Here is a 26523-nt window from a genome sequence, read left to right on the forward strand (position 1 = left end):
GAGGGAAGCGATGTCGCTCGACAAACCCTATACCGACGTTCCCGGCACGACCATCTTCGACGCGGACATGTCGCGGATGGGCTATCACCTCAACCAGTTCTGCATGTCGCTGATGAAGGCGGAGAACCGCGCCCGCTTCAAGGCCAACGAGCGCGCCTATCTCGACGAATGGCCGATGAGCGAGGAGCAGAAGCAGGCCGTGCTCGACCGCGACCTCAACCGCTGCATTGCGCTTGGTGGCAACATCTACTTCCTCGCCAAGATCGGCGCGACCGACGGCAAGAGCTTTCAGCAAATGGCCGGCAGCATGACCGGCATGACTGAAGACCAGTATCGCGAGATGATGATCAAGGGCGGCCGCTCGGTTGAGGGCAACCGCTACACCGGGGAGAAGAAGTAAATGGCAAAAATCTCCGCAAGCGTTTTCACCTCGCACGTGCCGGCGATCGGCGCCGCCCTCGACCTCGGCAAGACCGGCGAGGATTATTGGAAGCCGGTGTTCGCCGGCTACGATTTCGCCAAGCAGTGGGAGAAGGAGCAGAAGCCGGACGTGGTGTTCCTGGTCTTCAACGACCACGCGACCGCCTTCAGCCTGGACATGATTCCCACGTTCGCGATCGGCACCGCAGCCGAATATCAGCCGGCCGACGAGGGCTGGGGGCCGCGCCCGGTGCCCAAGGTGATCGGACATCCGAAGCTCGCCGCGCATATCGCGCAGTCGGTGATCCAGGACGATTTCGATCTCACCATCGTCAACAAGATGGATGTCGACCACGGCCTCACCGTGCCGCTCAGCCTGATCTTCGGCCAGGTCGATGCATGGCCGTGCCCCGTCATCCCGTTCGCCGTCAACGTCGTGCAGTATCCGGTGCCGTCGGGCCGCCGCTGCTTCATGCTGGGCAAGGCGATCCGCAAGGCGATCGAGAGCTATGACGAGCCGCTCAACGTGCAGATCTGGGGCACCGGTGGCATGAGCCACCAGTTGCAGGGTCCGCGCGCCGGCCTGATCAACCGGGAATGGGACAACATGTTCCTGGACAAGCTGATCAACGATCCCGAAGGCCTGTCCAAGGTGCCGCATATCGACTACGTCCGAGAGGCCGGCAGCGAGGGCATCGAGCTCGTGATGTGGCTGATCGCGCGCGGCGCCATGAGCGACGTCAACGAGACCAAGAAGGGCAACGCTCCGACCGTGCGCCACCGCTTCTATCATGTGCCGGCCAGCAACACCGCGGTCGGCCATCTGATCCTGGAGAACAACTAAATGGCCAAGACGATCAAGGTCGCGCTCGCCGGCGCCGGCGCCTTCGGCATCAAGCATCTCGACGGCATCAAGAACATCGATGGCGTCGAGGTGGTGTCGCTGGTCGGCCGCCGCTTCGACCAGACCAAGGAAGTCGCCGACAAATACGGCATCAAGCACGTCGCGACTGAGCTCGCCGACAGCCTCAAGCTGCCGGAGGTCGACGCCGTCATTCTCTGCACGCCGACGCAGATGCACGCTGCGCAGGCGATCGACTGCCTCAAGGCCGGCAAGCACGTGCAGGTCGAGATTCCGCTCGCCGACTCCTTGAAGGACGCCCAGCAGGTCGTCGAGCTGCAGAAGGAGACCGGCTTGGTTGCGATGTGCGGCCACACCCGCCGCTTCAATCCGAGCCACCAGTTCGTGCACAAGAAGATCAAGGCCGGCGAATTTCACATCCAGCAGATGGATGTGCAGACCTACTTCTTCCGCCGCACCAATATGAATGCGCTGGGCCAGCCGCGCAGCTGGACGGACCATCTGCTGTGGCACCACGCCGCGCACACCGTCGACCTGTTCGCCTACCAGGCGGGCTCGCCGATCGTGAAGGCCAATGCGATCCAGGGGCCGATCCATCCGACCTTGGGCATCGCGATGGACATGTCGATCCAGCTCAAGGCCGCCAATGGCGCAATCTGCACCTTGTCGCTGTCGTTCAACAATGACGGCCCGCTCGGCACCTTCTTCCGCTACATCGGCGACACCGGCACCTACATCGCGCGCTACGACGATCTGGTGAACGGCAAGGAGGAGAAGATCGACGTCTCCAAGGTCGATGTCTCCATGAACGGCATCGAGCTGCAGGACCGCGAGTTCTTCGCCGCGATCCGCGAGGGCCGCGAGCCCAACGCGTCCGTTGCCCAGGTGCTGCCCTGCTACCAGGTGCTGCACGACCTCGACGCGCAGCTCGCGAAGGGCTGAGCCGATTCCCTCCTCGCGTCTCGGCGCGCGGGGAGGGGACCCTCGGCGGCGCCTGGAAGATCCGCCGACGAGCGTTGCACTCGTATGGCGGCTTCGCTTACCATCGGCTTCAGCAAGATGAGGCCGCCCTTGACCGTGCAATCGCCGCAACCGTTCCAGACCGAAAGCTTTACCGACGCGGCCGCCGCGGTGGCCCGGCTCGAGGAGATCTACGAGCGCAACACGGCGTTCCTGCGCGGCCATTTCGAGGCCTATGCCAACGGCGTCGTGCCGGCGACACGGATCCGCGCCACCTATCCCTTCGTGCGGCTGACGACCGCAAGTCATGCCCGGCTCGACTCGCGTCTGGCCTATGGCTTCGTCGCAGGGCCCGGCGTGCACGAGACCAGCGTGACGCGGCCAGACCTGTTCCGTTCGTATCTCACCGAGCAGATCCGTCTGCTGGTGGAGAACCACGGCATGCCGGTCGAGATCGGCGAGTCGGCCGAGCCGATCCCGGTGCATTTCGCCTATCGCCGCGACATCAACATCGAGACGGCGCTTCCGCACCATGAGAGCCCGTTGGTGACGCGCTCGCTGCGCGACGTGTTCGACGCTCCGGATCTCGCGACCATGGACGATGCGATCGCCGACGGCACGCTCGAGCTGAAGCCCGGCATGCCGGAGCCGCTGTCGCTGTTCCGCGCCGCGCGCGTCGACTACTCGCTGCGTCGGCTCTATCACTACACCGGGACCGACCCGGACCATTTCCAGAATTTCGTGATCTTCACGAACTATCAGTTCTATGTCGACGCCTTCGCCGATTGGGGCCGCCAGCAGCTGGCGGCCGCGCAGGGGGCAGCCGAGGCCTTCGTCGAGCCGGGCAATGTGATCACGCGAACCGCGCGGCTCGGCGGCGGAACCACGGGCTCCGCGCCGGCGCGCACGCCACAGATGCCGGCGCTTCATCTGGTCGAGCCAGGCCATCAGGGGATCACACTGATCAACATCGGCACCGGCCCGTCGAATGCGCGCAACGTCACTGACCACATTGCGGTGCTGCGGCCGCATGCCTGGCTGATGGTCGGCCACTGCGCGGGACTGCGCAACACTCAGCGGCTCGGCGACTACGTCCTCGCGCACGGCTACGTCCGCGAGGACCACGTGCTCGACCAGGAGCTGCCGCCCTGGGTGCCGATCCCCGCGCTGGCCGAGGTGCAGGTCGCGCTCGAAGAGGCCGTGGAGACGGTGACCGGCTATTCCGGCTTTGAGCTGAAGCGGGTGATGCGGACCGGCACGGTGGCCAGCGTCGATAACCGCAATTGGGAGATCTCCGGCCCTGGGGTGATCCGCCGCTTGTCGCAGTCGCGCGCCGTCGCGCTCGACATGGAGTCCGCCGCCATCGCCGCCAACGGCTATCGCTTCCGCGTGCCCTACGGCACCTTGCTCTGCGTCTCCGACAAGCCGCTGCATGGCGAGATCAAGCTCGCCGGCATGGCCGGCGACTTCTACCGGCAGCGCGTCGGCCAGCATCTTCAGATCGGGCTGAAGGCGCTGGAACTGCTGAAGCACCAGGAGTCGGAGCGGCTGCATTCGCGCAAGCTGCGCAGCTTCGCCGAAGTCGCCTTTCAGTAGCGGTCTGCGACCGCCGCCGATCAGCGGCCGCGGCGCTCGTCGAAGGCCTGACGCGCCTGCTCGACCTCGGGCATCTTGGCGATGGTCCAGGCGTAGAGCGCGCGGAATGGCGGCTGCAGGGTCCGGCCGAGCGGCGTGATCTCGTACTGGACGGCAACGGGCGAGTCCGCGATCACCTCCCGCGCGACGAGGCCGTTGCGCTCGAGCCGGCGCAGGCATTGCGTCAGCGCCTTCTGGGTGACGCCCTCGAGCTGCTTCTTGACCGCGTTGAAGCGCAACGGCCCGCCGTCCAGCACGGCCAGCACCATCATCGACCATTTGTCGGCGATCTGGTCGATCAGCACCCGGCTCGGGCACTCCGACGAGAAGTGCTGCGGCTTGCAGCGGAGCGGGGCGGTCTCTGATGTCGACGCGACGGTCACGACGCGGTTTCCTCTGATATACCTGAGCGACTTCGGGTGCCTGATTGACTTCAGGTTTACGAAGTATACTGGAGCGGTTCCGAACGCAATGGAGCCCTCTGAATGTCCGACCTCGATACCAGCGTGCTGTTTCGTCCGTTTCGCCTGAAGTCGCTGGAGCTGAAGAACCGCATCGTCATGGCGCCGATGACCCGCAACGCGGCGCCGAATGGCGTTCCCGGCGAGGCCAATGCCGCTTATTACCGTCGCCGCGCCGAAGGCGGCGTGGGGCTGATCCTGACCGAGGGCACTGTCGTCAACCGTCCGGCCTCGCGCAACGAGCCCAATATTCCCTTCTTCCACGGTGACGCAGCCCTGGCCGGCTGGCGGAGCGTGGCGAGCGCCGTACACGCGGCCGGCGGCCGCATCGCGCCACAGATCTGGCACACCGGCTCGACCAAGGGCATGAGCCGCTGGGAGCCTGATGCGCCGGTCGAGAGCCCGTCCGGGCTGGTTGCGCCTGGCAAGCCGCGCGGCAACGCGATGACCGAGAACGACATCGCCGACACCGTCGCCGCATTCGCGCAGGCCGCGGCCGACGCCAAGCGCACCGGCTTCGACACCGTCGAGATCCACGGTGCGCACGGCTATCTGATCGACGAGTTCTTCTGGTCCGGCACCAACCAGCGCGAGGATCGCTATGGCGGCGCCAGCATCAAGGAGCGCTCGCGCTTCGCCGGCGAAATCGTCGCCGCGATCCGCAAGGCGGTGGGGCCGGATTTTCCGATCATCCTGCGCGTCAGCCAGTGGAAGCAGCAGGACTATGCGGCGCGCCTCGCCGAGACGCCGGCGCTGATGGCCGACTGGCTGCAGCCGCTGGTCGCGGCCGGCGTCGACATCCTGCACTGCTCGCAGCGCCGTTTCTGGGAGCCGGAATTCCCGGACGTCGACGGCGAGAAGGGCCTGAACTTCGCCGGCTGGGCCAAGAAGATCACGGGCGCCGCGACCATCAGCGTCGGCTCGGTCGGCCTGTCCGACGAGTTCTTCTCGGCGTTCGCCGGCAAGCCGTCGACGACAGCCGATCTCGATGCGCTGCTGGAGCGCATGGCCAAGGAGGAGTTCGACCTCATCGCGGTCGGCCGCGCGCTGATCAGCGATGCCGAATGGGTCGCCAAGATCAAGTCCGGCGACAAGGCGGGCCTGAAGGGCTTCAGCGCGGCGGATCTCGGCGCGCTGGTTTGAGCTCTGGTAAACCGGTTGGCGCCTCCCTCGCCCCGCGCAAGCGGGGCGAGGGAGCATACCGTCCGCGAGGTGCGTGCTCGAGCCCGCCATCCCGTCCTTGCGACCGACTAATGAGCCGTCAGTTCCAGGTACATCGGGCTGCGGAAGGTCGATGACGGCATCCAGGGCAGTTGCTCCTGGGTGCGGCGATAGTCCGGCACGACCTTGTGCAGCTCGTCGAACGCGATCCTGATCGCCATGCGCGCGATCGCCGATCCCAGGCAGGCATGCACGCCGCCGCCGAAGCCGAGGTGGCCGCGCGGCTTGCGCGTGATGTCGTAGACGTCGGGATTGGGAAACTGCCGCTCGTCGCGATTGGCGGAGCCGTAGGCGAGGCAGACGAAATCGCCCTCGCGCATGGTCTGGCCGTGCAGGGTGAGATCCTTCTGCAGGCAGCGGCGGAAACGCTGCGCCGAGGTGTTGAAGCGCAGCGACTCCTCGACGGCGTCCGCCAGCAGATCGGGATTGGCGACGACCGCACGGCGGGCGTCGTCGTGATCGGCGAGATTGTAGGCCAGCATCGTCATGAAGCCGCCGAGAGACTCGATGCCGGCCATGATCAGCGTGGTCGTCGTCAGCAGCACCTCGCGCTCGTCGAGCTTGTCGCCGTCGATCTCGGCCATGCTGAAATGCGAGATCAGATCGTTCTGCGGCCGCGCCCGGCGCTCCGCGATGATGCCGGCCGCATAGTCCTGCATCCAGTTGTAGGCTGCGATGTGCTGCGGTCCCTTGGCGCGGCTCACCGGATCGCTCTGCACCATGAGCACCGCCTTGTCGCGCACCGTCTGCTCGTCGCCGAGCGGCAGGCCGAGTGCGGCGAACAGCACGCGCACCGTGAACTTCGACGAGAAGGCGTCGATGAAGTCGAACCGGTCCTGGCCGCGCAGCGCCTCGGCGCTGTCGCGCGCGATGTCGCGGATCGGGCCTGACAGGCTCTCCAGATTGCGCTTCATGAAGGCATGCTGGACGAGGCCACGCAGCCGGTCATGGCGCGGCGGATCGGTGGTGCCGAGCGTCGCGCCGGCGCGGTTCGGCAGCTCGGTCATCAGGTTGCCCTTAGCCGACGAATAGGTCTGCCAGTTCGTGCCCGCCGCTGCCACGTCGGCATAGCGCGACAGGATCCACATCTGGGCTTGCTGGCTCCAGAAGCAGGGGTGCTCGTCGCGCAGCGTCTTGTAGAACGGGAACGGGTCGGCATCGACCGCCGGCGAATACGGGTCGAACGTGAACATGTCGGGCCTCCTCTCCATTGAGTGTGGTCGTTGTTGTTCTTTTCACTGATCTAGCCGAGCCGTGGCCGCGGCGTGAGACACGAAAGCCGGTCAAGACTTGTACTTTTCCGACATTCGGGGTTAGCTCTCGCTCATGCCCCGCTTTCGCACCAAGCCGTCGATCCCGGCCTTCGCGCTGTACGGCGAAGCCTCCGCCGCGCAGCCGGACATGCTGCATGTCGAGCCGATCCAGGTGCGCAGCAAGCTGTATCGCTGGGAAATCGAGGCGCATACGCACCAGGGCCTGCATCAGATCCTCTGGGTCGCCTCCGGCCCGGCCGAGATCGCGTTGGACGAAAGCCGCGAGCGCTGCACCGGCCCGGTCGCGGTGATCATTCCGCCCGGCGTGGTCCATGCCTTCCGCTTCTCGCGCGAGACCGACGGCTACGTGCTCACCTTCAATCCGCGGGCGGTGGTGGAGGGCGACGTGCCGGCGACCGGCGAGGCGCTGCGCGACCTGTTTGCAGCGCCACAAATCCTGCATCTGGAGCCGCAAGCCGTTGCGACGGGCCGGATCGGCACGCTGTTCGTCGACCTCGCCGGCGAGTTCGCCGCGGCCGATTCCGCGGCCTCCCCGGTGCCGCACTGGCTCGGGCGCTCGATCGTGTGGCGGCTGGCGCAGCAGAGCGCGCGGCAGTCGCAAGGCGGGCGGCGCGGCAGTGGGCACGCTGATCTGTTCACCCGCTTCATCGTGCTGGTCGAGGCGCATCACCGCGATCACTGGTCGGTGGCGCGCTACGCCGACGAGCTCGGCATGACGCCGGAGCGGCTCAATCGGTTGACGCGGGCCGAGACCGGCCAGTCCGCGCTCGACATCGTGCATGCGCGTCTGGCCCGTGAGGCCTGTCGTCGGCTGACCTATATTGCAGCGCCGGTGTCGAAGCTGGCGTTCGAGCTCGGTTTCAAGGACCCGGCCTATTTCTGCCGCTTCTTCAAGCGCCACACCGGGGCCAGCCCGCGCGACTATCGGCGCGCGATGGGCGTGGGAGACGGCGCGGCGCCGCCGGCCGGCTGACCGGCGCCGCCCGATACCACCGTCGCATTCGTTTTGCGTCGCGGCATGGTGTTGGAAAAGTACAAGAGAATGCCGCGTCCATCCAACTGATCCTGCGCATTTCTTGGTAAAATCCGCCACTGAAAAGCATACCCAACAAACCTGCGTCTGCGAATCCGGGAGAACACGCCCATGAAAGTCCAAGTCTGCATCATCGGCGGAGGCCCGTCGGGGCTGATGCTGTCGCAGCTCCTGCATCTGCAGGGCATCGATACGATCATCCTGGAGAAATCCAGCCGCGACTACGTGCTGTCGCGCATCCGTGCCGGCGTGCTCGAGCACGGCTTTGCCGAGCTGATGCGCGAGGCGCAGTGCGGCGAGCGCATGGATCGCGAGGGCGAGATCCATCACGGCTTCTACATCGCCCATGACGGCAAGCTCGACCGCGTCGACCTGCACAAATATTCCGGCGGCAACTCGGTGATGGTCTACGGCCAGACCGAGCTGACGCGCGATCTCTACGAGGCCCGCGACAAGCTCGGCGGCAAGGTCGTGCACAACGCGGCCGACGTCACGCCGCACGACATCGCCTCCGACAAGCCCTACGTCACCTATCGCAGCGGCGAGGAGGTGATCCGCGTCGACTGCGACTACATCATCGGCGCCGACGGCTTTCATGGCGTCAGCCGCAAGTCGATCCCGCACGACAAGCTGACGGAATACGAGCGGGTGTACCCGTTCGGCTGGCTCGGCGTGCTGTCGCGCACCAAGCCGGTGTCGCCGGAGCTGATCTATGCCAAGCACGAGCGTGGCTTCGCGCTGTGCTCGCTGCGCTCCCAGGTGCTGAGTCGCTATTACGTCCAGGTGCCGCTCACCGACAAGGTCGAGGACTGGAGCGACGATGCGTTCTGGGAGGAGCTGAAGCGCCGCCTGCCCAATGAGATCGCGGCCAAGCTGATCACTGGCCCGTCGATCGAGAAGAGCATCGCGCCGCTGCGCAGCTTCGTCGCCGAGCCGATGCGCTACGGCCGGCTGTTCCTGGCCGGCGACGCCGCCCACATCGTGCCGCCGACCGGCGCGCGCGGGCTGAACTCGGCGGCGTCCGACATCTACTATCTCTATCATGCGCTGCTCGATCACTACAAAAAGGGCGACGACGCCGGCATCGACGGCTACTCCCAGCGCGCGCTGGCGCGGATCTGGAAGGCGCAGCGCTTCTCGTGGTGGATGACAACGCTGCTGCATCGCTTCCCCGACCGGCTGTCCTACGACGACAGGCTGCAGGACACCGAGCTCGCCTATCTGTTCTCGTCCGAGGCCGCGCAGCGGTCGCTGGCGGAGAACTATGTCGGGCTGCCGTTCTGAGCGAGCGCGGCGCGCTTCGTCGGCGTCAACTGATGGCGTAACCGCATCAGCAAACTCTCCTGTCGTCCCGGCCTTGAGCCGGGACCCATAATCACAGGGCATAGTTCGGGGCAGGCGCGTCGGCCATCCCGCGCCTCACACCCGCCGCGGACCATGGGTCCCGGGTCGGCGCCGCGACGCGCTTTGCGCGTCACGGCTTGCCCGGGACGACGGTGGTGGGTGGGGTAGGCTTCACGGCTCAAACAGCGAGGACATAGCAGCGCGTTCTCGCGGCATCTGATGCCCGAGGCCTGCAATTGGTTCGTCCCTCCAAGTGAGAGGGCGCAGGGAATGCCGGGTGAAGGCCTCACCCATGGCCCGCCTGCGAAAAAAATGCAGGCGGCAGGTACCACAGGTGCAGCCGAGCATCCGGCATTCCCTGCGCGGTGTCTTCACGCTTATACGCAGTCGCCCTGGTGCGCCGGGCTTGTTGGCCACCATCCCCAACGCAATGCGTTAGCATTGCGCCAGGTTGACACCAGCTTCGGGGTGTCAGGCCGCTGCGACTTCACGTCCGCAAGCGATCGTTCGTCCGCACCCTCGTGAAAGAGAATGCTGCGATCTCTCGCGGCCACCGCATCCCCGCCTCGCGTGTCGTGACGATCGCGCGCAACGCCCCTCTCGTTGAGGCGGGATGGCGGGAGATAATCACGAATTCGGATAAATGGCAAGGTGATTATTTTTATCGGAAGATGGCGCCGGCTGGCCGGCCGATGGCAGGCAGGCCGGCCCTCGGGCGGGTTCCCTGCTGGACGTCGTGCTTCCTGTTAGGAATTTACTCATTCTCCTCCTCAATCCGGCGTTAAGTCCCTCCGCGAGAAGCTGTCGGCGAGGAGTTGCCGATGTCAGCCGACCACCACGACGATGCCCGCCGCCTGGAAGCCCTTGCCGAACTCGACATCCTTGATACACCCAGCGAGCTCGCCTTCGACCGTCTCACCGGCCTGTGCCGGAAGGTCTTTGGCGTCCCGATGTCGACACTCACCCTCATCGACGGCCATCGCCAATGGTTCAAGGCGGCCACAGGGATGGCCGACCGTGAGGGCGAGCGGCGGCCCGCGCTGTGCAACTATGCCATTCAGGAAAGCGAGCCGCTGATCATCCCCGACACGCATCAGGATGCGCGGCTGGTGGACAACGTCCTCGTCCATGGCAAGCCGTTCATTCGGTTCTACGCTGGTGCGCAGCTTCGCATCTCCGGCGTGAACGTCGGCACGCTATGCGCGATGGACACGACGCCGCGCGAGTTCAGTGCGCACGATGTCGATGTGCTCAAGGACCTCGCCGCGATCGCCGTCGACGAGCTGATGCTGCGCAAGCTGAGCATGCGCGACGCCCTGACCGGCGCGCTGTCGCGCCGCGCCTTTCACAACGAAGGCGAGCGGTTGCGGGCGCTGGCCGAGCGTCACGGCCACAAGCTGACATATGCCATGGTCGACGTCGATCACTTCAAGTCGGTGAACGACACTTACGGCCATGCCGTCGGCGATCTCGTCCTGTCCAGGCTGGTCGAGACCTGGCGGTCGGTGCTGCGGAGCTCCGACGTCATCGGCCGTCTCGGCGGCGAGGAGTTCGGCATCCTGCTGCCGCATACGGGCCTGCACGACGGGCTGGCGGTGTTGGAGAAGATGCGGTCGGCGGCTGCCGGCCTGTCGATCGACACGCCGTGCGGACCGATCAGGGTCACCGCCAGCTTCGGCGCCGCGGATCTGACTTCCCGTCTGGGCTTCGATGCCATGCAGGAGCGGGCGGACATGGCGATGTACTCCGCCAAGAACAACGGCCGCAATCAGGTCATCGCCTGGGTGGAGGCGTCACCGTCGATCGCGCCTGCGCTGCGCCGCGTGTTCAAGGCGGGGCAGATCGCGTTCAACGCCGGACGTTCGACGCTCGACTGCACGGTCCGTGCGTTGTCCGAACGCGCGGCTGCAATGGACGTGATCTCCACGGCCGACTTGCCGGAGAACTTCAAGCTCGCGATCGCCAGCGACGGTTTCTCACGTGCCTGCCGCATGACGGCGCGGTCCGACAAGCGGATCGAGGTCGCTTTCGTCTAGCTCCCTCGGGGCTTCCAGGCGCGGCCGGGCGCGCCGCCCCTCAAAAATGAGTTGCGCACCTCAAAAACCGCGTTATGGTCCTCAACCCAAAGGGGAGGACCATGAACGCGCCGCTGACATTGCGGGACATTGCGCGACAGGCGGGTGTGAGCCTCGCCACCGTCGACCGCGTGCTGCACAACCGGCCGGGCGTGCGCCCGGACACGGTGCGACGCGTCAAGGACGCCATGGCGCGTAGCGCGTTCCAGCCGCATGCGGCGGCCTCCGAACTCGCCCGTGCCCGCGCGCGGCGCTTTGCCTTCGTGATGCCGTCCGGCATCAATCCCTTCATGCAGCAGATTCAGGCGCATCTCGGCGATCTGGCGAGCTGGATGGCCGCGCGCCGGCTCACGGTCGATGTCGTCACGACCGACGTGTTCGATGCCGCCGTGCTGGCCGCGAAGCTCGAGCAGCTCGTCGGTCAGGTCGACGGCGTCGCGGTGGTGGCGCTCGATCATCCGGGCGTGCGCGCGGCGATCAACGATCTCGTCGAGTCCGGCGCCAAGGTGGTGACGCTGGTGTCGGACGTGCCATCGTCGCGGCGGCAGCATTATGTCGGCATCGACAACATCGCCGCTGGCCGCACCGCGGGGGCGCTGGTCGGACGCTTCGCCGGCGGCAAGGCGGGGCGGATCGCGATCATGGCGGGCTCGCAAGGCCTGCGCGATCATGCCGAGCGCATCTTCGGCTTCGGCCAGGTTCTCGCGGCGGAGTTTCGGCAACTTGAGGTTTTGCCGGTTGCTGAGGGGCATGACGTGGACGATCGCTCAGAGCACCTCATGCGCAAGCTGCTGACCGAGCACCGCGACATCGTCGGGCTCTACAATGTCGGCGCCGGCACGGCCGGCGTCGCCAAAGCGCTGACCGAGTCGGGGCGCGCCGACGACATCGTGTTCGTCGGCCACGACGTAACGGCACTGACGCGCAAGCTGCTGTTGAACGGCGTGATGGACGCGGCGATTTCGCAGAACCCGGGCCACGAGGCGCGCTCCGCGGTGCGCGTGCTGCTGGCGCTGGCGCGCGGCGAGCCGATCCTGAGCGAACAGGAGACGATCCGCATCGACATCGTGATGCGGGACAATCTGCCGTGAGCGGGCGGCCGCGGTGACGCGGTCGTTTGCGTACGGAACGAGAAAGACCGAGGTGCTGGTTTCGAGGCGACAGCAGATCGCCGAAGCGCCTGGCGGTCGGTGGGAGGAGTGGAGTCGTGTTTCTCGGACTGGATGTCGGCACATCCGGCGTGAAGGCCGTGCTGGAGGACGAGGCGGGCGCGCTGATCGCGAGCGCCGGGCGTCCGCTGGCGCTGTCGCATCCGCAGCCGCTGTGGTCCGAGCAGAATCCGGATCACTGGGTCGAGGCCGTCATCGGCGCGGTCGATGATCTCGCGCGGGAGCGTCCGCGCGAGACCGCGGTCGTCCGCGGCATCGGCCTGTCCGGCCAGATGCACGGCGCGACCTTGCTGAACCGCGACGGCCGGCCGCTGCGGCCGGCGATCCTGTGGAATGACGGCCGCTCGCAGGCCGAATGCGCCGAGCTCGAACGCCGCTGTCCCGAGCTGCATGCGATCGCCGGCAACCTCGCGATGCCCGGCTTCACCGCGCCGAAGCTCGTCTGGGTGGCGAAGCACGAGCCGAAGATCTTCGCCGAGGTGGCGAAGGTGCTGCTGCCGAAGGCCTATGTGCGCTATCGGCTGTCCGGCGAGATGGTCGAGGACATGTCGGATGCGGCCGGCACCCTGTGGCTCGACGTCGGCGCGCGGCGCTGGTCGGAAAAACTGCTGGCGGCGACCGGGCTCGGTCTCGATCACATGCCGCGCCTGGTCGAAGGCAATGAGCGCAGTGCCGTGTTGTCGCTCGAACTGGCGCGGCGCTGGGGCATGGGGGCTGACGTCGTGATCGCGGGCGGCGCCGGCGACAACGCGGCGAGCGCGATCGGGCTCGGCGCCATCACGCCCGGCGATGCCTTCCTGTCGCTCGGCACATCGGGCGTGCTGTTCCGGGTGACCGACCGCTTCGCGCCGGCGCCGCAAGCGGCCGTGCATGCGTTCTGCCATGCGCTCGGCGGGCTCTGGCACCAGATGGGCGTGATGCTGTCGGCCGCGGCCTCGCTGGCGTGGCTGGCGCGCATTCTCGAGACGCCGGAAGCCGCGCTGCTGGCGCCGCTCGGTAGCAGCGTCGATCGCCCGAGCCCGGTGCAGTTCCTGCCTTATCTCGACGGCGAACGCACGCCGCACAACGATGCCCACGCGGCCGGCGCCCTGGTCGGGCTGCGCAGCGCCGCCGGCCGCGCTGATCTGGTGCAGGCGGTGCTGGAGGGCGTGGCGTTCGCCTCACGCGACATGTTCGCCGCGCTCGCGCGCAGCGCGCAGCCGATCACAGAGCTCGATCTCGTCGGCGGCGGCTCGCGCTCTTTGTTGTGGGCGCAGATCATGGCCGACGTGCTCGGCGTCACCGTGCATCGCGTCGAGGAGGGCGAGGTCGGCGCCGCCATCGGTGCGTCCAGGCTCGGCCGTCTGGCCGCGACCGGCGAAGCCCCGGCCGATGTCTGCCGCAAGCCACAGCGGCTGCAGAGTTTCGAACCCCGCGCGCCGCAGCGCGCCGCCTACGACGACGCCTACGCGCAATGGCGCAAGCTCTATCCCGCTCTCAAGGAGTGCATCTCGTGAACGTCCAGGCTCCCTTCTTCCAGACCGGCGCGACCGTCAGCTATGTCGGGCCCGAGTCACGCAGCCCGCTGTCGTTCCGCTGGTACGACAAGGACCGTGTCATCCGGGGCAAGCGGATGGAGGATCATCTGCGCTTCGCCGTCTGCTACTGGCATTCGTTCTGCTGGCCGGGCAGCGATCCGTTCGGTGGCGAGACCTTCCTGCGGCCGTGGCAGCATGGCGACGATGCGCTGGCGATGGCGCGCGCCAAGGCCGATGTCGCGTTCGACTTGTTCCGGCTGCTCGACGTGCCGTTCTTCACCTTCCACGACGTCGACGCCGCGCCGGAAGGCGCGACGCTGAAGGAGTCGGTCGCCAATCTCAATGCGATCGGCGACCTGTTCGAGCAGAAGATGGCGTCTGCCAAGGTGCGGCTGCTATGGGGCACGGCCAATCTGTTCTCGCACCGCCGCTACATGGCGGGCGCCGCGACCAATCCGGATCCCGATGTCTTCGCCTATGCCGCCGGGCAGGTGCGCGCCGCGCTCGAGCTGACGCACCGCCTCGGCGGCGCCAACTACGTGCTGTGGGGCGGCCGCGAAGGCTACGAGACCCTGCTCAACACCGACATGAGGCGCGAGCTCGACCAGCTCGGTCGCTTCGTCTCGCTGGTCGTCGAGCACAAGCACAAGATCGGCTTCAAGGGACCGCTCTTGATCGAGCCGAAGCCGAAGGAGCCGACAAAGCATCAATATGATTTCGACGTCGCCACCTGCTACGGCTTCCTGCAGCGCTATGACCTGCTCGACGACGTCAAGCTCAATATCGAGCAGAACCACGCCATCCTCGCCGGTCATTCGTTCCAGCACGAGATCGCGCTGGCGCAGGCGCTCGGCGTGTTCGGCTCCCTCGACATCAACCGCGGCGACGATCTGCTGGGCTGGGACACCGACCAGTTCGCGATGAACGTGCCGGAGCTGGCGCTGGTGTTCCACGACATGCTCAAGGCCGGCGGCTTCACCACCGGCGGGCTGAACTTCGATGCCAAGATCCGGCGGCAGTCGATCGATCCGGATGATCTGCTGCACGCCCATGTCGGCTCGATGGACGCCTGCGCGCGGGCGCTGATCGCGGCCGACGAGATGCTGACCGACAGTGCGCTGACGGCGCCGCTCGCAGCCCGCTACGCCGGCTGGGACGGCGAGGAGGGGCAGGCGATCCTCGCCGGCCGCCGCTCGCTTGCCGAACTCGCCGACCGCGCCGCCGACACCGGCCTCGATCCGCAGCCTCGCTCCGGCCGGCAGGAATATCTCGAAAGCGTGGTGAACCGCTATGTCTGACGACAGCAGCCTGCGCATGTCCACGAACGAGGCTGGGCGCGCCGCGATGAGCACCGCCGCGCAGCCGGTGCTGGAGCTGAAGGGCCTCGGCAAGCAGTTCGGCGCGATCCGCGCGCTGCAGGGCGTGGATCTGACAATCGGCGCCGGCGAGGTCGTCGGCCTGATGGGCGACAACGGCGCCGGCAAGTCCACCCTGGTGCGCATCATCGCCGGCAACTTTCCGCCGAGCCAGGGCGCCATCCATTTCGACGGCCGCGAGGTGCATTTCCATCGCCCGATGGATTCGCGCAGCGTCGGCATCGAGGTCGTGTACCAGGACCTCGCGCTGGCCAACAATCTCACCGCCGCCGCCAACGTGTTTCTCGGCCGCGAGCTGAAGCGCAATTTCGGTCCCCTCGTGCTGCTCGACCACAAGGGCATGGAGGCGCGCGCGCTGGAGCTGTTCCGCGAGCTGCGCTCGGAGACGCGGCCGCACGATCTCGTCAAGGACATGTCGGGCGGCCAGCGCCAGGCGGTGGCGATCGCGCGCACGCGGCTGTCGAACGCCAAGCTGGTGATGATGGACGAGCCGACCGCGGCGATCTCGGTGCGCCAGGTCGAGCAGGTGCTGAGCCTGATCCATCGGCTGAAGGAGCAGGGCATCGCGGTGATCCTGATCTCGCACCGCATGCCCGACATCTTCGCGGTCTGCGATCGCGTCGTGGTGATGCGCCGCGGCGAGAAGAAGGCCGACAAGCCGGTCGGCGAGACCAGCCCCGAGGAAGTGACCGCGCTGATCACCGGCGCCAAGGAGGCGGCGTGATGTCCGTTCCATCCGGGACCAGCTCCGCCGGCACCGACGTCACCTTCACCAATGTCGGCGCCATCAGATGGTGGCATCGCGGCGTGTTCGCCTCGCAGACGGCCTACGTCACGCTGGCGCTCATCGCCCTCATCATCGTGATGAGCTTCGCCAGTCCCTATTTCCTGACCGAAGGCAATCTGCAGAACGTCGCCAAGAACTTCTCCTTCATCGCCATCGCGACGCTCGGCATCACCTTCGTGATCATCACCGGCGGCATCGACCTGTCGGTCGGCTCGATGATGTGCTTCGCGGCGATGATCACCTCGATGGTGATGACGACGCTGTCGACGCCGGGCATGCCGTTGTCCTCGCTGTTCGTGCATCTCGCCGCGGACGGCAAGACCGTCGTCGCCAACGTGCCCGGCCTGATCCTGATCGTCTCGGTGCTGGCCGGCCTTGCGGTCTCGCTGGTCGTCGGCCTCATCAACGGCGTCTGCATCGCCTTGCTCGGGCTGTCGCCGTTCGTGACCACGCTCGGCATGCTGTCGATCGTGCGCGGCCTGAGCTACGTGATCTCGAACGGCAAGGGCAGCTTCCCCGGCGGGCCGGACGCCGATTATTTCTACGCGCTGACGCAGGGTGACGTGTACGGCGTGCCGGCGCCCTTCATCTATCTGATGGCGCTGGCGCTGGTGATGGCGCTGGTGCTGCACCACACCGCGTTCGGCCGCCACGTGTTCGCGATCGGCGGCAACGAGAAGGCCGCGGAGCTCACCGGCGTCTCCGTGCCCCGCGTGAAGATCGAGGTCTATGTGATCGGCGCGCTGGCAGCCGGCCTGCAGGGCATCATCATCTCCGGCTGGCTCGGCTCGGCGCCTGCCAACATGGCAACGTCCTACGAGCTCAACGTGATCGCGGCGGCCGTGATCGGCGGCGCCAACCTCGCCGGCGGCCTCGGCGGCCCGCTCGGCGCCATCGTCGGCTGCGTGCTGCTCGAGGTGATCCGGAACGGCCTGGTGCTGGCCCAGGTCAACTCCTACTGGCAGCAGACCCTGGTCGGCGTGATCATCATCGCCGCCGTGCTGGTCGACCGCATCCGCGCCCGCCTGCTGTGACGAATACTGGCCGGGATGACAATCACGTCTATCCTCACCCGGAACAGACAATCATCAGGGATAGACATGGACGAGGGAACCCATGAAGAAGCTGCTCTTTGCGGTCGCGTCGCTCGCGATCATGCTGGCCCCGGCGCAGGCCGAGACCAAGTACCGCTTCGCCATCGTGCCGAAGGCGATGAACAACCCGTTCTTCGACGTCGCGCGCGACGGCTGTTTGAAGCGCGCCAAGGAGCTCGGCGATGTCGAGTGCATCTACAAGGGCCCGGTCGAGCACGAGCCGGCCACGCAGGCGCAGATCATCCAGGACTTCATCACCCAGAAGGTCGACGGCCTCGCCATCTCGGTCGCCGACGTTCCATCGATGACGAAATCGATCGAGGCGGCGACCGCCGCCGGCATTCCCGTCATCACTTTCGACGCCGATGCGCCGGGCTCCAAGCGCCTCGCCTATATCGGCACCAACAACAAGGACTTCGGTCTCGCGCTCGGCAAGCAGCTGCGGGAGCTCCGGCCTGACGGCGGCAAGTACGCCATCGTCTCCGGCGGTCCCGGCGCCAAGAACCTCGCCGAGCGTGTCGACGGCGTGCGCGAGGCGCTGAAGGGCTCGAAGTGGACGGAAGTGGCCGGTTCGCCGACCTTCTGCAACGACGATCCCGCGCTCGCCGTGCAGCAGATGGCCGACCTGCGCACCGCGACGCCGGACCTCGGCGCCATCGTGCCGATCGGCGGCTGGCCGATGTTCGCACCCGAGGGCTACAAGGCCTTCGTCAACAAGAACAAGAAGGACATCGACGCCGGCAAGCTGACGCTGGTCGTTGCCGATACGCTGAAGATGCAGCTCGAGCTGCTGCGCGACGGCTATTCCAACGCGCTGACCGGCCAGCGTCCGTTCGAGATGGGCGAGAAGGCGATGGACACGCTGCTCGCGATCAAGAAGGGCGAGAAGGTGCCTGAGGTGATCTACACGGGTCTCGACCTCGTCACCAAGGACAACGTCGCCAAGCTTCTGAACTGAGTTCCTCCCGGGGAAAACCTGGCGGTCCGGCATCCGGCTTCGGCCGGCGGCTGGGCCGCCCTTTTTTGTTTGGGGGCGGCGCGGTTGTGGCCGCGTTGACATCGCGAGTTATCTGACTTAGGTCAGATATCATGCTCGACCCCGTTTCCCGCATCCGCCGCTTCAACCGCGCCGTCACCTCGGAGGTCGGCGCGCTCGACACCTCGTTTCTCGGGCGGGGTCGGCCGCTCGGCGCGGCCCGCGTGCTCAACGCGATCGGCCACGGCCGCAGCGACGTCGCCGAGTTGCGCGACTATCTCGCGCTCGATTCCGGGCTGATGAGCCGGCTGCTGCGCGGCCTGGAGGAGGAGGGGCTGGTGACGACCCGGCCGCATCCCGACGACGCGCGCCGCCGCATCGCCAGGCTCACCGCAGGCGGCCGGCGCGAATTCGAGGCCTATGAGACGCTCTCCAACGCTCAGGCGGAGTCGATGCTGGCGCGCCATGGCCAGCCCCAGGCGTTGCTTGCCGCGATGGACATGGTCGCGGCCGCGCTCGGGCGTAGCCGCATCACCATCGAGGAGACCGATCCCAGGAGCGAGCAGGCGCGCTACTGCCTCGGCGAATACTACGCCGAGCTGTCACGCCGTTTCGAGCGCGGCTTCGATGTTTCGCTGTCGCGCGATCCCGACGCCTTGGACATGATGGCGCCGCGCGGCGCCTTCTTCGTCGCGTTGTCGGACGGCCTGCCGCTCGGCTGCGTCGGGCTGAAGGGCAGCGGCGGCGATGCCGCCGAGATCAAGCGGCTCTGGGTCGCGCCCGCCGCGCGCGGCCTCGGCCTCGGCCGCCGCCTGATGGATGCGGCCGAAGCGGCTGCGCGCAAGCTCTCGATCAGCCTTCTTCGCCTCGACACCAACAGCGCGCTCGCCGAGGCCATGCAGCTCTATCGTCGCACCGGCTGGACCGAGATCGACCGCTTCAACGACGACCCCTATCCGGACTTGTTCTTCGAGAAGCGGATTTCAGATTGATCTCGCGGCGCCTGCGCCTTGCGGTTCTCCAGGCCGAGCCACGGACCCGATCGCCCTGTTCGGCGTTAAGCGATGGGCAACCGGTGGGGTGGTGGAATGCGGGTCTTGGGGGCGTGCGACGGAAGGGCGCGTCCCGAGTCCGATTCGTTGCCCGATCCTGCCCCAATTGCGGCGAGCGGAAAGCCGATGACATCAGGACGCGCCTTCGCCTCACTTCACCCCAAGACATGATCGAGCGTATAGATCGTCCTGCGCCGATCGCGCCGGCGGAACAGCAATGACGAATCGGGAAACAGCATGGTGACACGATCCAAGGCGGCTCAGAACCTTGCAGCGATGCGGCGTCGGGGAACGGTCCTGACGACTCTCGCAGCCGCCACCGTGCTGGCGCTGGCCGGATCCGAGGCCGCTGCGCGGCAGGCGCGTCCGGCGCCGGTGACCGAGGCGACGGCGCCGCGCGCGCATGGCGATCCGATCATGGCGATCGTGTCGATCAAGGCGCAGAAGGTGACGTTCTACGACGCCGATGGCTGGATCTGGCGCGCGCCGGTCTCGACCGGCGTCTCCGGCCGCGAGACGCCGGCCGGCGTGTTCGCCATCATCGAGAAGGACAAGGACCACCACTCGACGCTCTACGACGATGCCTGGATGCCGAACATGCAGCGCATCACCTGGAATGGTGTGGCGCTGCACGGCGGGCCGCTGCCTGGCTATGCCGCCTCGCATGGCTGCGTCCGCATGCCCTATGGCTTTGCCGAGAAGCTGTTCGACCGGACCTGGATCGGCATGCGGGTGATCATCGCGCCGGGTGACCCGGCGCCGGTCGAGTTCTCCCATCCCGCCTTGTTCGTACCAAATGCGCAGGCGCTCGCCGCGGTGCCGTCGCGGGCCGCGACGCTTGGCCACGAAGCCGAGGACGCCGCCAAGAGCGCCGACGAGGCCAAGGCGGCGGCCGCCGCGGCCGAGCGCGAGGCCAAGGCGCTGAAGACGTCCTTGCGCAAGCTGGAGCAGGCCAAGGCACGCGCCGAGGCCGAGCTCAAATTCGCCGACAGGAAGCTGGCTGCCGCCAAGACCGATCAGGCCAGGACGCTGGCCGAGGATGCGAAGCAGAAGGCCGCCGCCAAGGCGACCGACGCGGCAGCGCAGCTCGAGGCCGCGAAGTCGGACGCGACCGTGAAGCTCGCAGCGGCGACCTCGACCAAGGACGCCGCCAAGGCGGCGGCGGCCAGGAAGACCGAGACGAGCAAGACCGCGACCGACGCCAGGCTCGCGACCGAGCCGGTCTCGGTCTATATCAGCCGGTCGACGCAGATGCTCTATGTCAGGCGCAACACGCACAAGCCGGCCCCCGATGGCGGCGGCGAGGTGTTCGACACCTCGATCGAGGCCCCGGTGACCATCCGTGATCCCGACCGGCCGATCGGAACGCATGTGTTCACCGCGGTGGCGCAGGACGGCGCGGGGCTGCGCTGGACGGCGGTGACCATCGACGACGGCGACACCGCCAAGGACGCGCTCGACCGCATCACCATTCCGAAGGACGTGCTCGACCGCATCGCGCCGACGGCGGTGCCGCGCTCCTCGATCATCGTCTCGGACGAGCCGCTGTCGAGCGAGACCAACTACCGGACCGAGTTCGTGGCGGTGCTGAGCAACCAGCCGCAGGGCGGCTTCATCACGCGGCGGCCGACGACCAATGCCGATGTCGTCGCCAGCGGGGACGAATATGACGACGGCTTCGGCAGCTTCTTCCAGCGCAGCTGGGATGGCCAGCCCGTCGCGGCTCCGCGTCGTCGCGGGCCGCCTCCGACCTACTACCGGCCGGTGCAGCCGGGCTGGTGGTGACCAGCCGGGCTGATGCCTGACCGCGATTCGCGGGTCAGGCCGGGTGGCACTTCAAATCAGTTGCGGCCTGCGGGGAGGACGCCGGGCCACTGCATCAGGAAGGGCTGCGGCTCGTGCTGCGCCTCGGCCGCGCGCGCTACGCGCCTGACACGGTGAGGCCTGCGGGAGATCGAGCTGGTCGCTTCGCGCGCGGTCTCGATGCGCGCCAACTGCTGACGCATCTCGCCGGTGGAGGTCCGGAGCTGCTCGATGGACATGTCGCTGTTCGCGGCGGCGGTGCGCAGCCCGCTCAGCTCGGTCGCCGCATCTTCCTGGGCGCCGCGGAGGCGGACCGCCTGGCGCTTCAGCAGCGCGAGATCGGACTCGATCTTGTCGGCCGTATCGCGGCGGCGCGCCTCGGTCTCGTCGGCGGCGGTGCGCAGAGTGGCCAGGCCGGTCTCGGTCGTGGTGAGGCTGGCGCGCAATTGCATGAGCTCGCCGGAGGTGTCGCTCTGGCGGTCGCGCAACTGGGCGGTCTCGGCCTTGAGCTGGGCCAGCTCCGATGTCAGCGTGGCGACGCGGGTCTCGAGCGAAGGCGCTCCGTTACCGAAGGAGAAGCTGTTGGCGCCGCCGCTGCTCCACCACATCGCGCCGGCGCTGGCAACGAGCGCCAGGCTCAGGACAATTCGTAGAGAGGCCGTGCCGCTGCTCGGCGGGGCGTCCGGCGTCTTGGTGGATCTGCGCATCGACGGGGTCTCCGGGATTTGATGGAGACAATTATGATCATATTAAGGTTGCCAATGTTCTAAGCGCGCCGCGCCGGTGGAACATTTCATCCACGTAGTTTTGCGGAATGCGGTCCCGGCGCCGAGCTGCAAGGCCGTGCGGTGCGCGCTGCTGCACGTCGGTCTCGCGGCGCGCGTCGTGAACGTGGTCGGCGGTGCAGAACGGTGCAGAGGCGGGAGCAGCGGTGGTCCGGGGCGGATCGTTCGCACACAAAGCAGATGTGCCGGAAAAAGACTTCGTGCCTCCGTGCGATCATGCTCTAAATCGCGCATGTCCCACATTCCGCCCACCGCCGCATCGCCGGCATTCGACGCGCTCGCCGGGGCCATCAGGAATCGCCGCTCGGTCTATGGCCATATCAGCGGGCTCAGGATGGACCGCTTCGCGCCCGGCGAGGCCTGGTCGACCCTGCCTTATCGTCCCGTGTTCGTCGGCGACAGCGAGACCGGCGTCATCCATGGCGGCGTGGTCACGGCGATGCTCGACGAGAGCTGCGGAATGGCGGTGCAGCTCGCGCTCGACGGCAGCCGGGCAATCGCCACGCTCGATCTGCGCATCGACTATCAGAAGCCGGCGACCCCCGGGCTCGACATCAAGGCGCATGCCGTATGCTTCCGCGTCACGCGCTCGATCGCCTTCGTGCGCGCCACCGCCTATCAGGAGGAAGAAAGCGAACCGGTCGCGACCGCGACGGCCTGTTTCATGATCGGCGCCAACCGCACCAACATGCTGACCGATCGCCCGGCGTTCAACGGCGCGCCGCCACCGCTCGAGGCGCCTGAGGATCCGACGGGGCCGTTCGCCACCAGTCCGTTCGCGCGCTGTCTCGGCATTCGTCTCGCCGAGAACGAGACGCTGATGATGCCGTTCTCGCAGCAGATCATCGGCAATCCCGTGCTGCCGGCGATCCACGGCGGCATGACCGGCGCATTCCTCGAAACCGCGGCGATCATCACCGTGATGCGCGAGCTCGGCGCGTCGGCGCCGCCGAAGCCGATCGGCCTCACCATCAACTATCTCCGTTCGGGGCGCGCGCTCGACAGCATCGCGTCGGCGTCGATCGTCAAGCAGGGCCGCCGCGTCGTCGCCTTCGAGGCCCGCGCCTGGCAGGACGATGATACGAAGCCGATTGCCACCGCATTCGGGCATTTCATGCTGCGGCAGGCGCCGGGGCAGGAGCAGGACTGAGGCTTGGGTTTGCACGACCGCCGCCGCGCGCTTGGCGCTCACGGCGTGCGCAGGATCTTGTCCATCGCCTTTCCGCGCGCCAGCTCATCGACCAGCTTGTCCAGGTAGCGGATCTCGCGCATCGTCGGCTCCTCGACGTCCTCCACGCGGACGCCGCAGACCACGCCCTTCATCAGGGAGCGCGCCGGATTCATGGCCGGCGCCCGCGTAAAGAAGGTCTCGAAGTCCGTCTGTCGGTCCACCTCGGCGTCGAGCTGTTTCTGATCGTAGCCCGTCAGCCAGCAGATGATCTGATCGACCTCGGCCTTGGTTCGTCCTTTCTTTTCCCCCTTCGCGACGTAGAGCCGGTACACGCTCGCGAAGCTCGTCGTGTAGATGCGGTGTTTCGCCATGACCACCCCCTGTCCGAGTCTGGCGCCCATGCAGCACGGAACTGCGCGAATTCGGTGTGCCAGCGCCGCCGAAGCTAACCGGCGCGGGGCTGCCCGTCGTCAGGATTTTGTCTGCCGGTCGAGCGAGTCCAATGCCCAGCGCAATTGCCGGTCGGTGGCGCGCAGCCGGATCTCGTCGGACGCCAGCGCCGCCAGCGCGAGCAGCGTCTTTTCCTGCTCGGCGTCGAGCCTGCGCGGTTCGTAGTCGATGACGCAAAGCGCGCCGACGGCGAAGCCGTCCGGGTCGGTGACGGGGGCGCCGGCGTAGAAGCGAAAATGCGGAGCGCCGGCGACGGCGGGATTGGTGTCGAACGGGGGCTCGCGGGCCAGGTCGTCCACGGCGAACACGCCCTTCTGCAGAATGGTATGGTTGCAGAACGACCAGCTTCGCGGCGTCTCCGTCATCTCCAGCCCGACACGCGACTTGAACCATTGGCGGCTGTTGGTCAGCAGTGTCAGCAGCGCCACCGGCGCCTTGAGGCTGCGGCTCGCAAGCCAGGTCAGGCGGTCGAAGGCGTCTTCCGGCGCGGTGTCGACCAGGCCTGAGCGATTCAGCGCCGCCAGACGCCGGCCTTCATTGGGGGCGAGCGGAAAGGACGCGCCGTCCACCACGATGTCACGGGGCCCCTCCTTGTCCTTCAACACGCCGTGCAACGCAGCCGCCAACTGGTCGGGCGGCGTCACGGTCACGCGCCGCAAGGCGGCGAGATCGCCGCGCGCGATCACACCGGCGCCTGCCGATGCAAACACGGCGATCGCGCCGAACGCGGGAGTCATGTCGATGTGCTTCAGGAACCCCAGCCGGTCGGCATAGGCGTCGTCGAGGTCGACGATCACCGCGGCCGGCAGCCGCGAGCCGATGACGAAGGCCGCGGTGTGGACATCCTCATGGATCGCGACGGTGCATTCCGGCACCGCCGCCAGCATCGCTTCGTAGGCCGCCCGGCGGTCCGGCGAGCACACGACGATGACGAGCGCGGATTCCAGGACAAGGGCGGGCTTGGTGCGGGCGATGAGCGCTTCGACCTCGGTGCGGTAGACCCGGCGGTGCCCTCCTGGCGTCTTCCATGAGGTCAGCGTGCCGCCCTCGATCAGCAATTGCGCCGTGCGCACGGAAATCCCCAGCAGCTTCGCCGCCTCGGATGTCGTCAGAACGTCCTTCTCCATGGACTGCACCGTATCGGCTCGCCGCATCGTTTGCAGCCCCCGCTGAACGGCCCGCGCCCGCGCGTGGATCGCCGCAGGGTCCGCTTCGGTTCAAACGCAGGCGCGTTCCTCCGATCACAAAACAATCATATTTGGTGATATTGATATATTCGATAGATTTGATAGTTTCAATCCCGCAGCGCGGCATTGAGATACCGAGATTCGGTGTCGTCCGGCCGCAGATGCACGTTTTGGCTGTGTTGAGTCCATTTCAAACGGAGAGGGAGTAGATGATGGCGACCGGTACCCGCGAAGACGATCCGCAGCGGATCACCATGGCGAGGCCTGGAGAGAGTTCCGGGCGATACGATTTCATCGTCTGCGGCGCCGGCTCGTCCGGCGCCGTTGTGGCCGCACGGATGGCGGAAGATCCGGCGGTTCGCGTGCTCCTGCTCGAGGCGGGCGGCAGCGACGACGTTCCCGAGGTCATGACCCCCGGACAATGGCCGCTCAATCTCGGCTCGGCGCGCGATTGGGCCTTCCAGGCCGAGCCGAATCCGCATCTGAACGGGCGGGCCATTCCGCTCAACATGGGCAAGGTGCTGGGCGGCGGCTCGAGCATCAACGTGATGGTGTGGGCGCGCGGCCATCGCAACGATTGGGAGCGCTTCGCTGCGGAGGTGCAGGATCCGGCGTGGGGTTATGAGTCGGTGCTGGAGATCTATCGTCGCATCGAAAGCTGGCAGGGCATTCCCGACCCGCGGCGGCGCGGCATCGGCGGGCCGGTGCATGTGGGACCTGCGGCCAATCCGCAGCCGGTCGCGCTGACGATGATCGAGGCCGCGCAATCGCTCGGTCTGCCGGCGTTCGACAGTCCGAACGGCGCCATGATGGAGGGCCGTGGCGGGGCCGCCATCAACGACCTGATCATCAAGGACGGACGGCGCTCGTCGATCTACCGCTCCTACGTGCACCCGCGTCTCGCGCAGCCGAACCTCACGGTCCTGACGGATACGATGGTCACGCGGCTGATCCTCGACGGCAGTTCCGTCGTCGGCGTGGAAGCGATGCAGGATTCGAAGCGGTGTGTGTTCATGGCCGGCCGGGAAGTCGTGCTCTCGCTCGGCGCCATCAACACGCCCAAGGTTCTGATGCAATCCGGCATCGGTCCGGAGGACGAACTCCGGCGCCACGGCATTGCGGTGATCCAGCATCTGCCGGGCGTCGGCCGCAACCACCAGGACCACATCGCGTTCGCCTGCGTCTTCGAATATCGCGAGCCGCAGGACGTCGGTCACGGCGGCTCGGAGGCCACGCTGTACTGGAAGAGCGATGCGGCCCTCGCTTGTCCCGACATGTTCCACTGCCAGGTCGAGTTTCCGGTGGTCAGTGCCGAGACCATGGGGCCGGACGTTCCGGAGCATGGCTGGACGATGTTCGCAGGCCTCGCGCATCCCAAGAGCCGCGGCACGCTGCATCTGTCCGGCCCGGGTCCGAACGACCCGATCCGTATCGCAGCCAATACGCTGTCGCATCCGGATGATCTCGCGGCGGCTTACGCCAACATCGAGCTGTGCCGCGCCCTGGGCGGCGACCCGGCCTTCAACAAGCTCGTCAAGCGCGAAGCGCTTCCCGGCAAGCGTGACGCGGCCGCGATGGAAAGCTTCGTGCGCAACGCCGCGGTTACCTACTGGCATCAGTCGTGCACGGCCAAGATGGGGCACGATGCGATGTCGGTGGTGGACGGCAAGCTGAAGGTCTACGGCATCGACAGGCTGCGCATCGCCGATGCGTCGATCATGCCGGAGATCACCAGCGGCAACACGATGGCGCCGTGCGTCGTCATCGGCGAGCGCGCCGCCGACATCATCAAGGCGGCGCATGGCCTGAATTAGTTCGGCAGGCCGGCCCGTCGTGTTCTGGCGGGCCGGTCGCCAGTCTGATCGCAATTT

Annotated in this window: 23 protein-coding genes; 18 read left to right on the forward strand and 5 right to left on the reverse strand. The window is 67.0% G+C overall.

Going from position 1 to position 26523, the window contains the following annotated elements:
- The first annotated feature begins 10 nt into the window (after positions 1-10).
- The 4 genes from ligA to ACQR1X_RS03020 all read left to right on the forward strand — a co-directional run bounded on the left by ligA (position 11) and on the right by ACQR1X_RS03020 (position 3838).
- Complete coding sequence (ligA, locus tag ACQR1X_RS03005) at positions 11-400, forward strand: protocatechuate 4,5-dioxygenase subunit alpha (protein ID WP_257168873.1); 390 nt, start codon at positions 11-13, stop codon at positions 398-400.
- A complete protein-coding gene (locus ACQR1X_RS03010; RefSeq protein ID WP_434873641.1) occupies positions 401-1264 on the forward strand; it encodes a class III extradiol dioxygenase subunit beta in 864 nt (287 codons plus the stop codon). It abuts the gene before it with no gap.
- Positions 1265-2224 (forward strand): Gfo/Idh/MocA family oxidoreductase, encoded by a 960-nt coding sequence (locus ACQR1X_RS03015; RefSeq protein ID WP_316183238.1) that lies wholly within the window; start codon positions 1265-1267, stop codon positions 2222-2224.
- Between the two features lie 117 nt (positions 2225-2341).
- On the forward strand, positions 2342-3838 hold the full coding sequence (locus ACQR1X_RS03020) for an AMP nucleosidase (RefSeq protein WP_316239048.1): 1497 nt from the start codon (positions 2342-2344) through the stop codon (positions 3836-3838).
- A 20-nt stretch (positions 3839-3858) separates the two neighbouring features.
- Here the strand turns inward: ACQR1X_RS03020 and ACQR1X_RS03025 are convergent, their stop codons facing one another.
- Positions 3859-4182, reverse strand: coding sequence for a winged helix-turn-helix transcriptional regulator (locus ACQR1X_RS03025; RefSeq protein ID WP_409997925.1), 324 nt, complete (start codon positions 4180-4182; stop codon positions 3859-3861).
- A 180-nt stretch (positions 4183-4362) separates the two neighbouring features.
- On the opposite strand from ACQR1X_RS03025, the gene ACQR1X_RS03030 reads away from it, so the two are divergent.
- Positions 4363-5481, forward strand: coding sequence for an NADH:flavin oxidoreductase (locus tag ACQR1X_RS03030; protein ID WP_316183240.1), 1119 nt, complete (start codon positions 4363-4365; stop codon positions 5479-5481).
- A gap of 107 nt (positions 5482-5588) precedes the next feature.
- Here ACQR1X_RS03030 and ACQR1X_RS03035 read toward each other — a convergent pair whose 3' ends face one another.
- Positions 5589-6752: a cytochrome P450 gene (locus tag ACQR1X_RS03035; RefSeq protein ID WP_315802437.1), complete on the reverse strand. Its 1164-nt coding sequence runs from the start codon at positions 6750-6752 to the stop codon at positions 5589-5591.
- Between the two features lie 133 nt (positions 6753-6885).
- Between ACQR1X_RS03035 and ACQR1X_RS03040 the strand changes: the two genes are divergently transcribed.
- From ACQR1X_RS03040 to ACQR1X_RS03090, 11 genes are all read left to right on the forward strand, one after another.
- Positions 6886-7806, forward strand: coding sequence for a helix-turn-helix domain-containing protein (locus ACQR1X_RS03040; protein WP_316183242.1), 921 nt, complete (start codon positions 6886-6888; stop codon positions 7804-7806).
- Between the two features lie 171 nt (positions 7807-7977).
- A complete protein-coding gene (pobA, locus tag ACQR1X_RS03045) occupies positions 7978-9150 on the forward strand; it encodes a 4-hydroxybenzoate 3-monooxygenase (protein WP_315802439.1) in 1173 nt (390 codons plus the stop codon).
- Positions 9151-10031: 881 nt separating this feature from the next.
- Positions 10032-11246: a sensor domain-containing diguanylate cyclase gene (locus ACQR1X_RS03050; protein WP_434898294.1), complete on the forward strand. Its 1215-nt coding sequence runs from the start codon at positions 10032-10034 to the stop codon at positions 11244-11246.
- A 101-nt stretch (positions 11247-11347) separates the two neighbouring features.
- Entirely contained in the window at positions 11348-12376 is a 1029-nt protein-coding gene (locus ACQR1X_RS03055) for a LacI family DNA-binding transcriptional regulator (RefSeq protein ID WP_315802441.1), read from the forward strand.
- A gap of 116 nt (positions 12377-12492) precedes the next feature.
- Complete coding sequence (gene xylB, locus ACQR1X_RS03060) at positions 12493-13950, forward strand: xylulokinase (RefSeq protein WP_434898295.1); 1458 nt, start codon at positions 12493-12495, stop codon at positions 13948-13950.
- Positions 13947-15269 carry a xylose isomerase gene (xylA, locus tag ACQR1X_RS03065; protein WP_434898296.1) on the forward strand — a complete coding sequence of 441 codons (1323 nt, stop codon included), beginning with the start codon at positions 13947-13949 and terminating at the stop codon, positions 15267-15269. The genes xylB and xylA overlap by 4 nt, the downstream gene beginning before the upstream one ends.
- A 16-nt stretch (positions 15270-15285) precedes the next feature.
- Positions 15286-16071: an ATP-binding cassette domain-containing protein gene (locus tag ACQR1X_RS03070; protein ID WP_434898297.1), complete on the forward strand. Its 786-nt coding sequence runs from the start codon at positions 15286-15288 to the stop codon at positions 16069-16071.
- On the forward strand, positions 16071-17168 hold the full coding sequence (locus ACQR1X_RS03075) for an ABC transporter permease (protein ID WP_434898298.1): 1098 nt from the start codon (positions 16071-16073) through the stop codon (positions 17166-17168). The genes ACQR1X_RS03070 and ACQR1X_RS03075 overlap by 1 nt, the downstream gene beginning before the upstream one ends.
- Before the next feature lie 82 nt (positions 17169-17250).
- A complete protein-coding gene (locus tag ACQR1X_RS03080) occupies positions 17251-18186 on the forward strand; it encodes a sugar-binding protein (RefSeq protein ID WP_434898299.1) in 936 nt (311 codons plus the stop codon).
- A gap of 131 nt (positions 18187-18317) precedes the next feature.
- Positions 18318-19196 carry a bifunctional helix-turn-helix transcriptional regulator/GNAT family N-acetyltransferase gene (locus tag ACQR1X_RS03085; protein ID WP_434898300.1) on the forward strand — a complete coding sequence of 293 codons (879 nt, stop codon included), beginning with the start codon at positions 18318-18320 and terminating at the stop codon, positions 19194-19196.
- Between the two features lie 297 nt (positions 19197-19493).
- The gene (locus ACQR1X_RS03090) at positions 19494-21041 is read left to right on the forward strand and encodes a L,D-transpeptidase (RefSeq protein WP_434898301.1); all 1548 of its coding nucleotides are present in this window, start codon (positions 19494-19496) and stop codon (positions 21039-21041) included.
- Positions 21042-21097: 56 nt separating this feature from the next.
- On the opposite strand, the gene ACQR1X_RS03095 is transcribed toward ACQR1X_RS03090, so the two are convergent.
- The gene (locus ACQR1X_RS03095; protein ID WP_315802449.1) at positions 21098-21766 is read right to left on the reverse strand and encodes a hypothetical protein; all 669 of its coding nucleotides are present in this window, start codon (positions 21764-21766) and stop codon (positions 21098-21100) included.
- Positions 21767-22076: 310 nt separating this feature from the next.
- Here ACQR1X_RS03095 and ACQR1X_RS03100 point away from each other — a divergent pair, with 310 nt between their 5' ends.
- A complete protein-coding gene (locus ACQR1X_RS03100; RefSeq protein ID WP_434893377.1) occupies positions 22077-22994 on the forward strand; it encodes a PaaI family thioesterase in 918 nt (305 codons plus the stop codon).
- A 38-nt stretch (positions 22995-23032) separates the two neighbouring features.
- Here the strand turns inward: ACQR1X_RS03100 and ACQR1X_RS03105 are convergent, their stop codons facing one another.
- Positions 23033-23386, reverse strand: a complete 354-nt coding sequence (locus tag ACQR1X_RS03105; RefSeq protein ID WP_434898381.1) for a DUF2200 domain-containing protein — start codon at positions 23384-23386, stop codon at positions 23033-23035.
- A gap of 99 nt (positions 23387-23485) precedes the next feature.
- The gene (locus tag ACQR1X_RS03110) at positions 23486-24592 is read right to left on the reverse strand and encodes an excisionase family DNA-binding protein (RefSeq protein ID WP_434898302.1); all 1107 of its coding nucleotides are present in this window, start codon (positions 24590-24592) and stop codon (positions 23486-23488) included.
- A 314-nt stretch (positions 24593-24906) separates the two neighbouring features.
- On the opposite strand from ACQR1X_RS03110, the gene ACQR1X_RS03115 reads away from it, so the two are divergent.
- Positions 24907-26466, forward strand: coding sequence for a GMC family oxidoreductase (locus ACQR1X_RS03115; protein WP_434898382.1), 1560 nt, complete (start codon positions 24907-24909; stop codon positions 26464-26466).
- The last annotated feature ends 57 nt before the right edge of the window (positions 26467-26523 follow it).

The sequence above is a fragment of the Bradyrhizobium sp. HKCCYLRH3073 genome (genome assembly GCF_051167995.1).
GTDB lineage: Bacteria > Pseudomonadota > Alphaproteobacteria > Rhizobiales > Xanthobacteraceae > Bradyrhizobium.

Coding starts and splice junctions, on each gene's coding strand:
- ACQR1X_RS03080 (WP_434898299.1), top strand. CDS start 17,251: ATGAAGAAGCTGCTCTTTGCGGTCGCGTCGCTCGCGATCATGCTGGCC.
- ACQR1X_RS03040 (WP_316183242.1), top strand. CDS start 6,886: ATGCCCCGCTTTCGCACCAAGCCGTCGATCCCGGCCTTCGCGCTGTAC.
- ACQR1X_RS03075 (WP_434898298.1), top strand. CDS start 16,071: ATGTCCGTTCCATCCGGGACCAGCTCCGCCGGCACCGACGTCACCTTC.
- ligA (WP_257168873.1), top strand. CDS start 11: ATGTCGCTCGACAAACCCTATACCGACGTTCCCGGCACGACCATCTTC.
- ACQR1X_RS03110 (WP_434898302.1), bottom strand. CDS start 24,592: ATGGAGAAGGACGTTCTGACGACATCCGAGGCGGCGAAGCTGCTGGGG.
- ACQR1X_RS03105 (WP_434898381.1), bottom strand. CDS start 23,386: ATGGCGAAACACCGCATCTACACGACGAGCTTCGCGAGCGTGTACCGG.
- ACQR1X_RS03055 (WP_315802441.1), top strand. CDS start 11,348: ATGAACGCGCCGCTGACATTGCGGGACATTGCGCGACAGGCGGGTGTG.
- ACQR1X_RS03100 (WP_434893377.1), top strand. CDS start 22,077: ATGTCCCACATTCCGCCCACCGCCGCATCGCCGGCATTCGACGCGCTC.
- ACQR1X_RS03015 (WP_316183238.1), top strand. CDS start 1,265: ATGGCCAAGACGATCAAGGTCGCGCTCGCCGGCGCCGGCGCCTTCGGC.
- ACQR1X_RS03035 (WP_315802437.1), bottom strand. CDS start 6,752: ATGTTCACGTTCGACCCGTATTCGCCGGCGGTCGATGCCGACCCGTTC.
- ACQR1X_RS03085 (WP_434898300.1), top strand. CDS start 18,318: ATGCTCGACCCCGTTTCCCGCATCCGCCGCTTCAACCGCGCCGTCACC.
- ACQR1X_RS03090 (WP_434898301.1), top strand. CDS start 19,494: ATGGTGACACGATCCAAGGCGGCTCAGAACCTTGCAGCGATGCGGCGT.
- ACQR1X_RS03030 (WP_316183240.1), top strand. CDS start 4,363: ATGTCCGACCTCGATACCAGCGTGCTGTTTCGTCCGTTTCGCCTGAAG.
- ACQR1X_RS03070 (WP_434898297.1), top strand. CDS start 15,286: ATGTCCACGAACGAGGCTGGGCGCGCCGCGATGAGCACCGCCGCGCAG.
- ACQR1X_RS03010 (WP_434873641.1), top strand. CDS start 401: ATGGCAAAAATCTCCGCAAGCGTTTTCACCTCGCACGTGCCGGCGATC.
- ACQR1X_RS03095 (WP_315802449.1), bottom strand. CDS start 21,766: ATGCGCAGATCCACCAAGACGCCGGACGCCCCGCCGAGCAGCGGCACG.
- ACQR1X_RS03020 (WP_316239048.1), top strand. CDS start 2,342: ATGAGGCCGCCCTTGACCGTGCAATCGCCGCAACCGTTCCAGACCGAA.
- ACQR1X_RS03050 (WP_434898294.1), top strand. CDS start 10,032: ATGTCAGCCGACCACCACGACGATGCCCGCCGCCTGGAAGCCCTTGCC.
- ACQR1X_RS03115 (WP_434898382.1), top strand. CDS start 24,907: ATGGCGAGGCCTGGAGAGAGTTCCGGGCGATACGATTTCATCGTCTGC.
- pobA (WP_315802439.1), top strand. CDS start 7,978: ATGAAAGTCCAAGTCTGCATCATCGGCGGAGGCCCGTCGGGGCTGATG.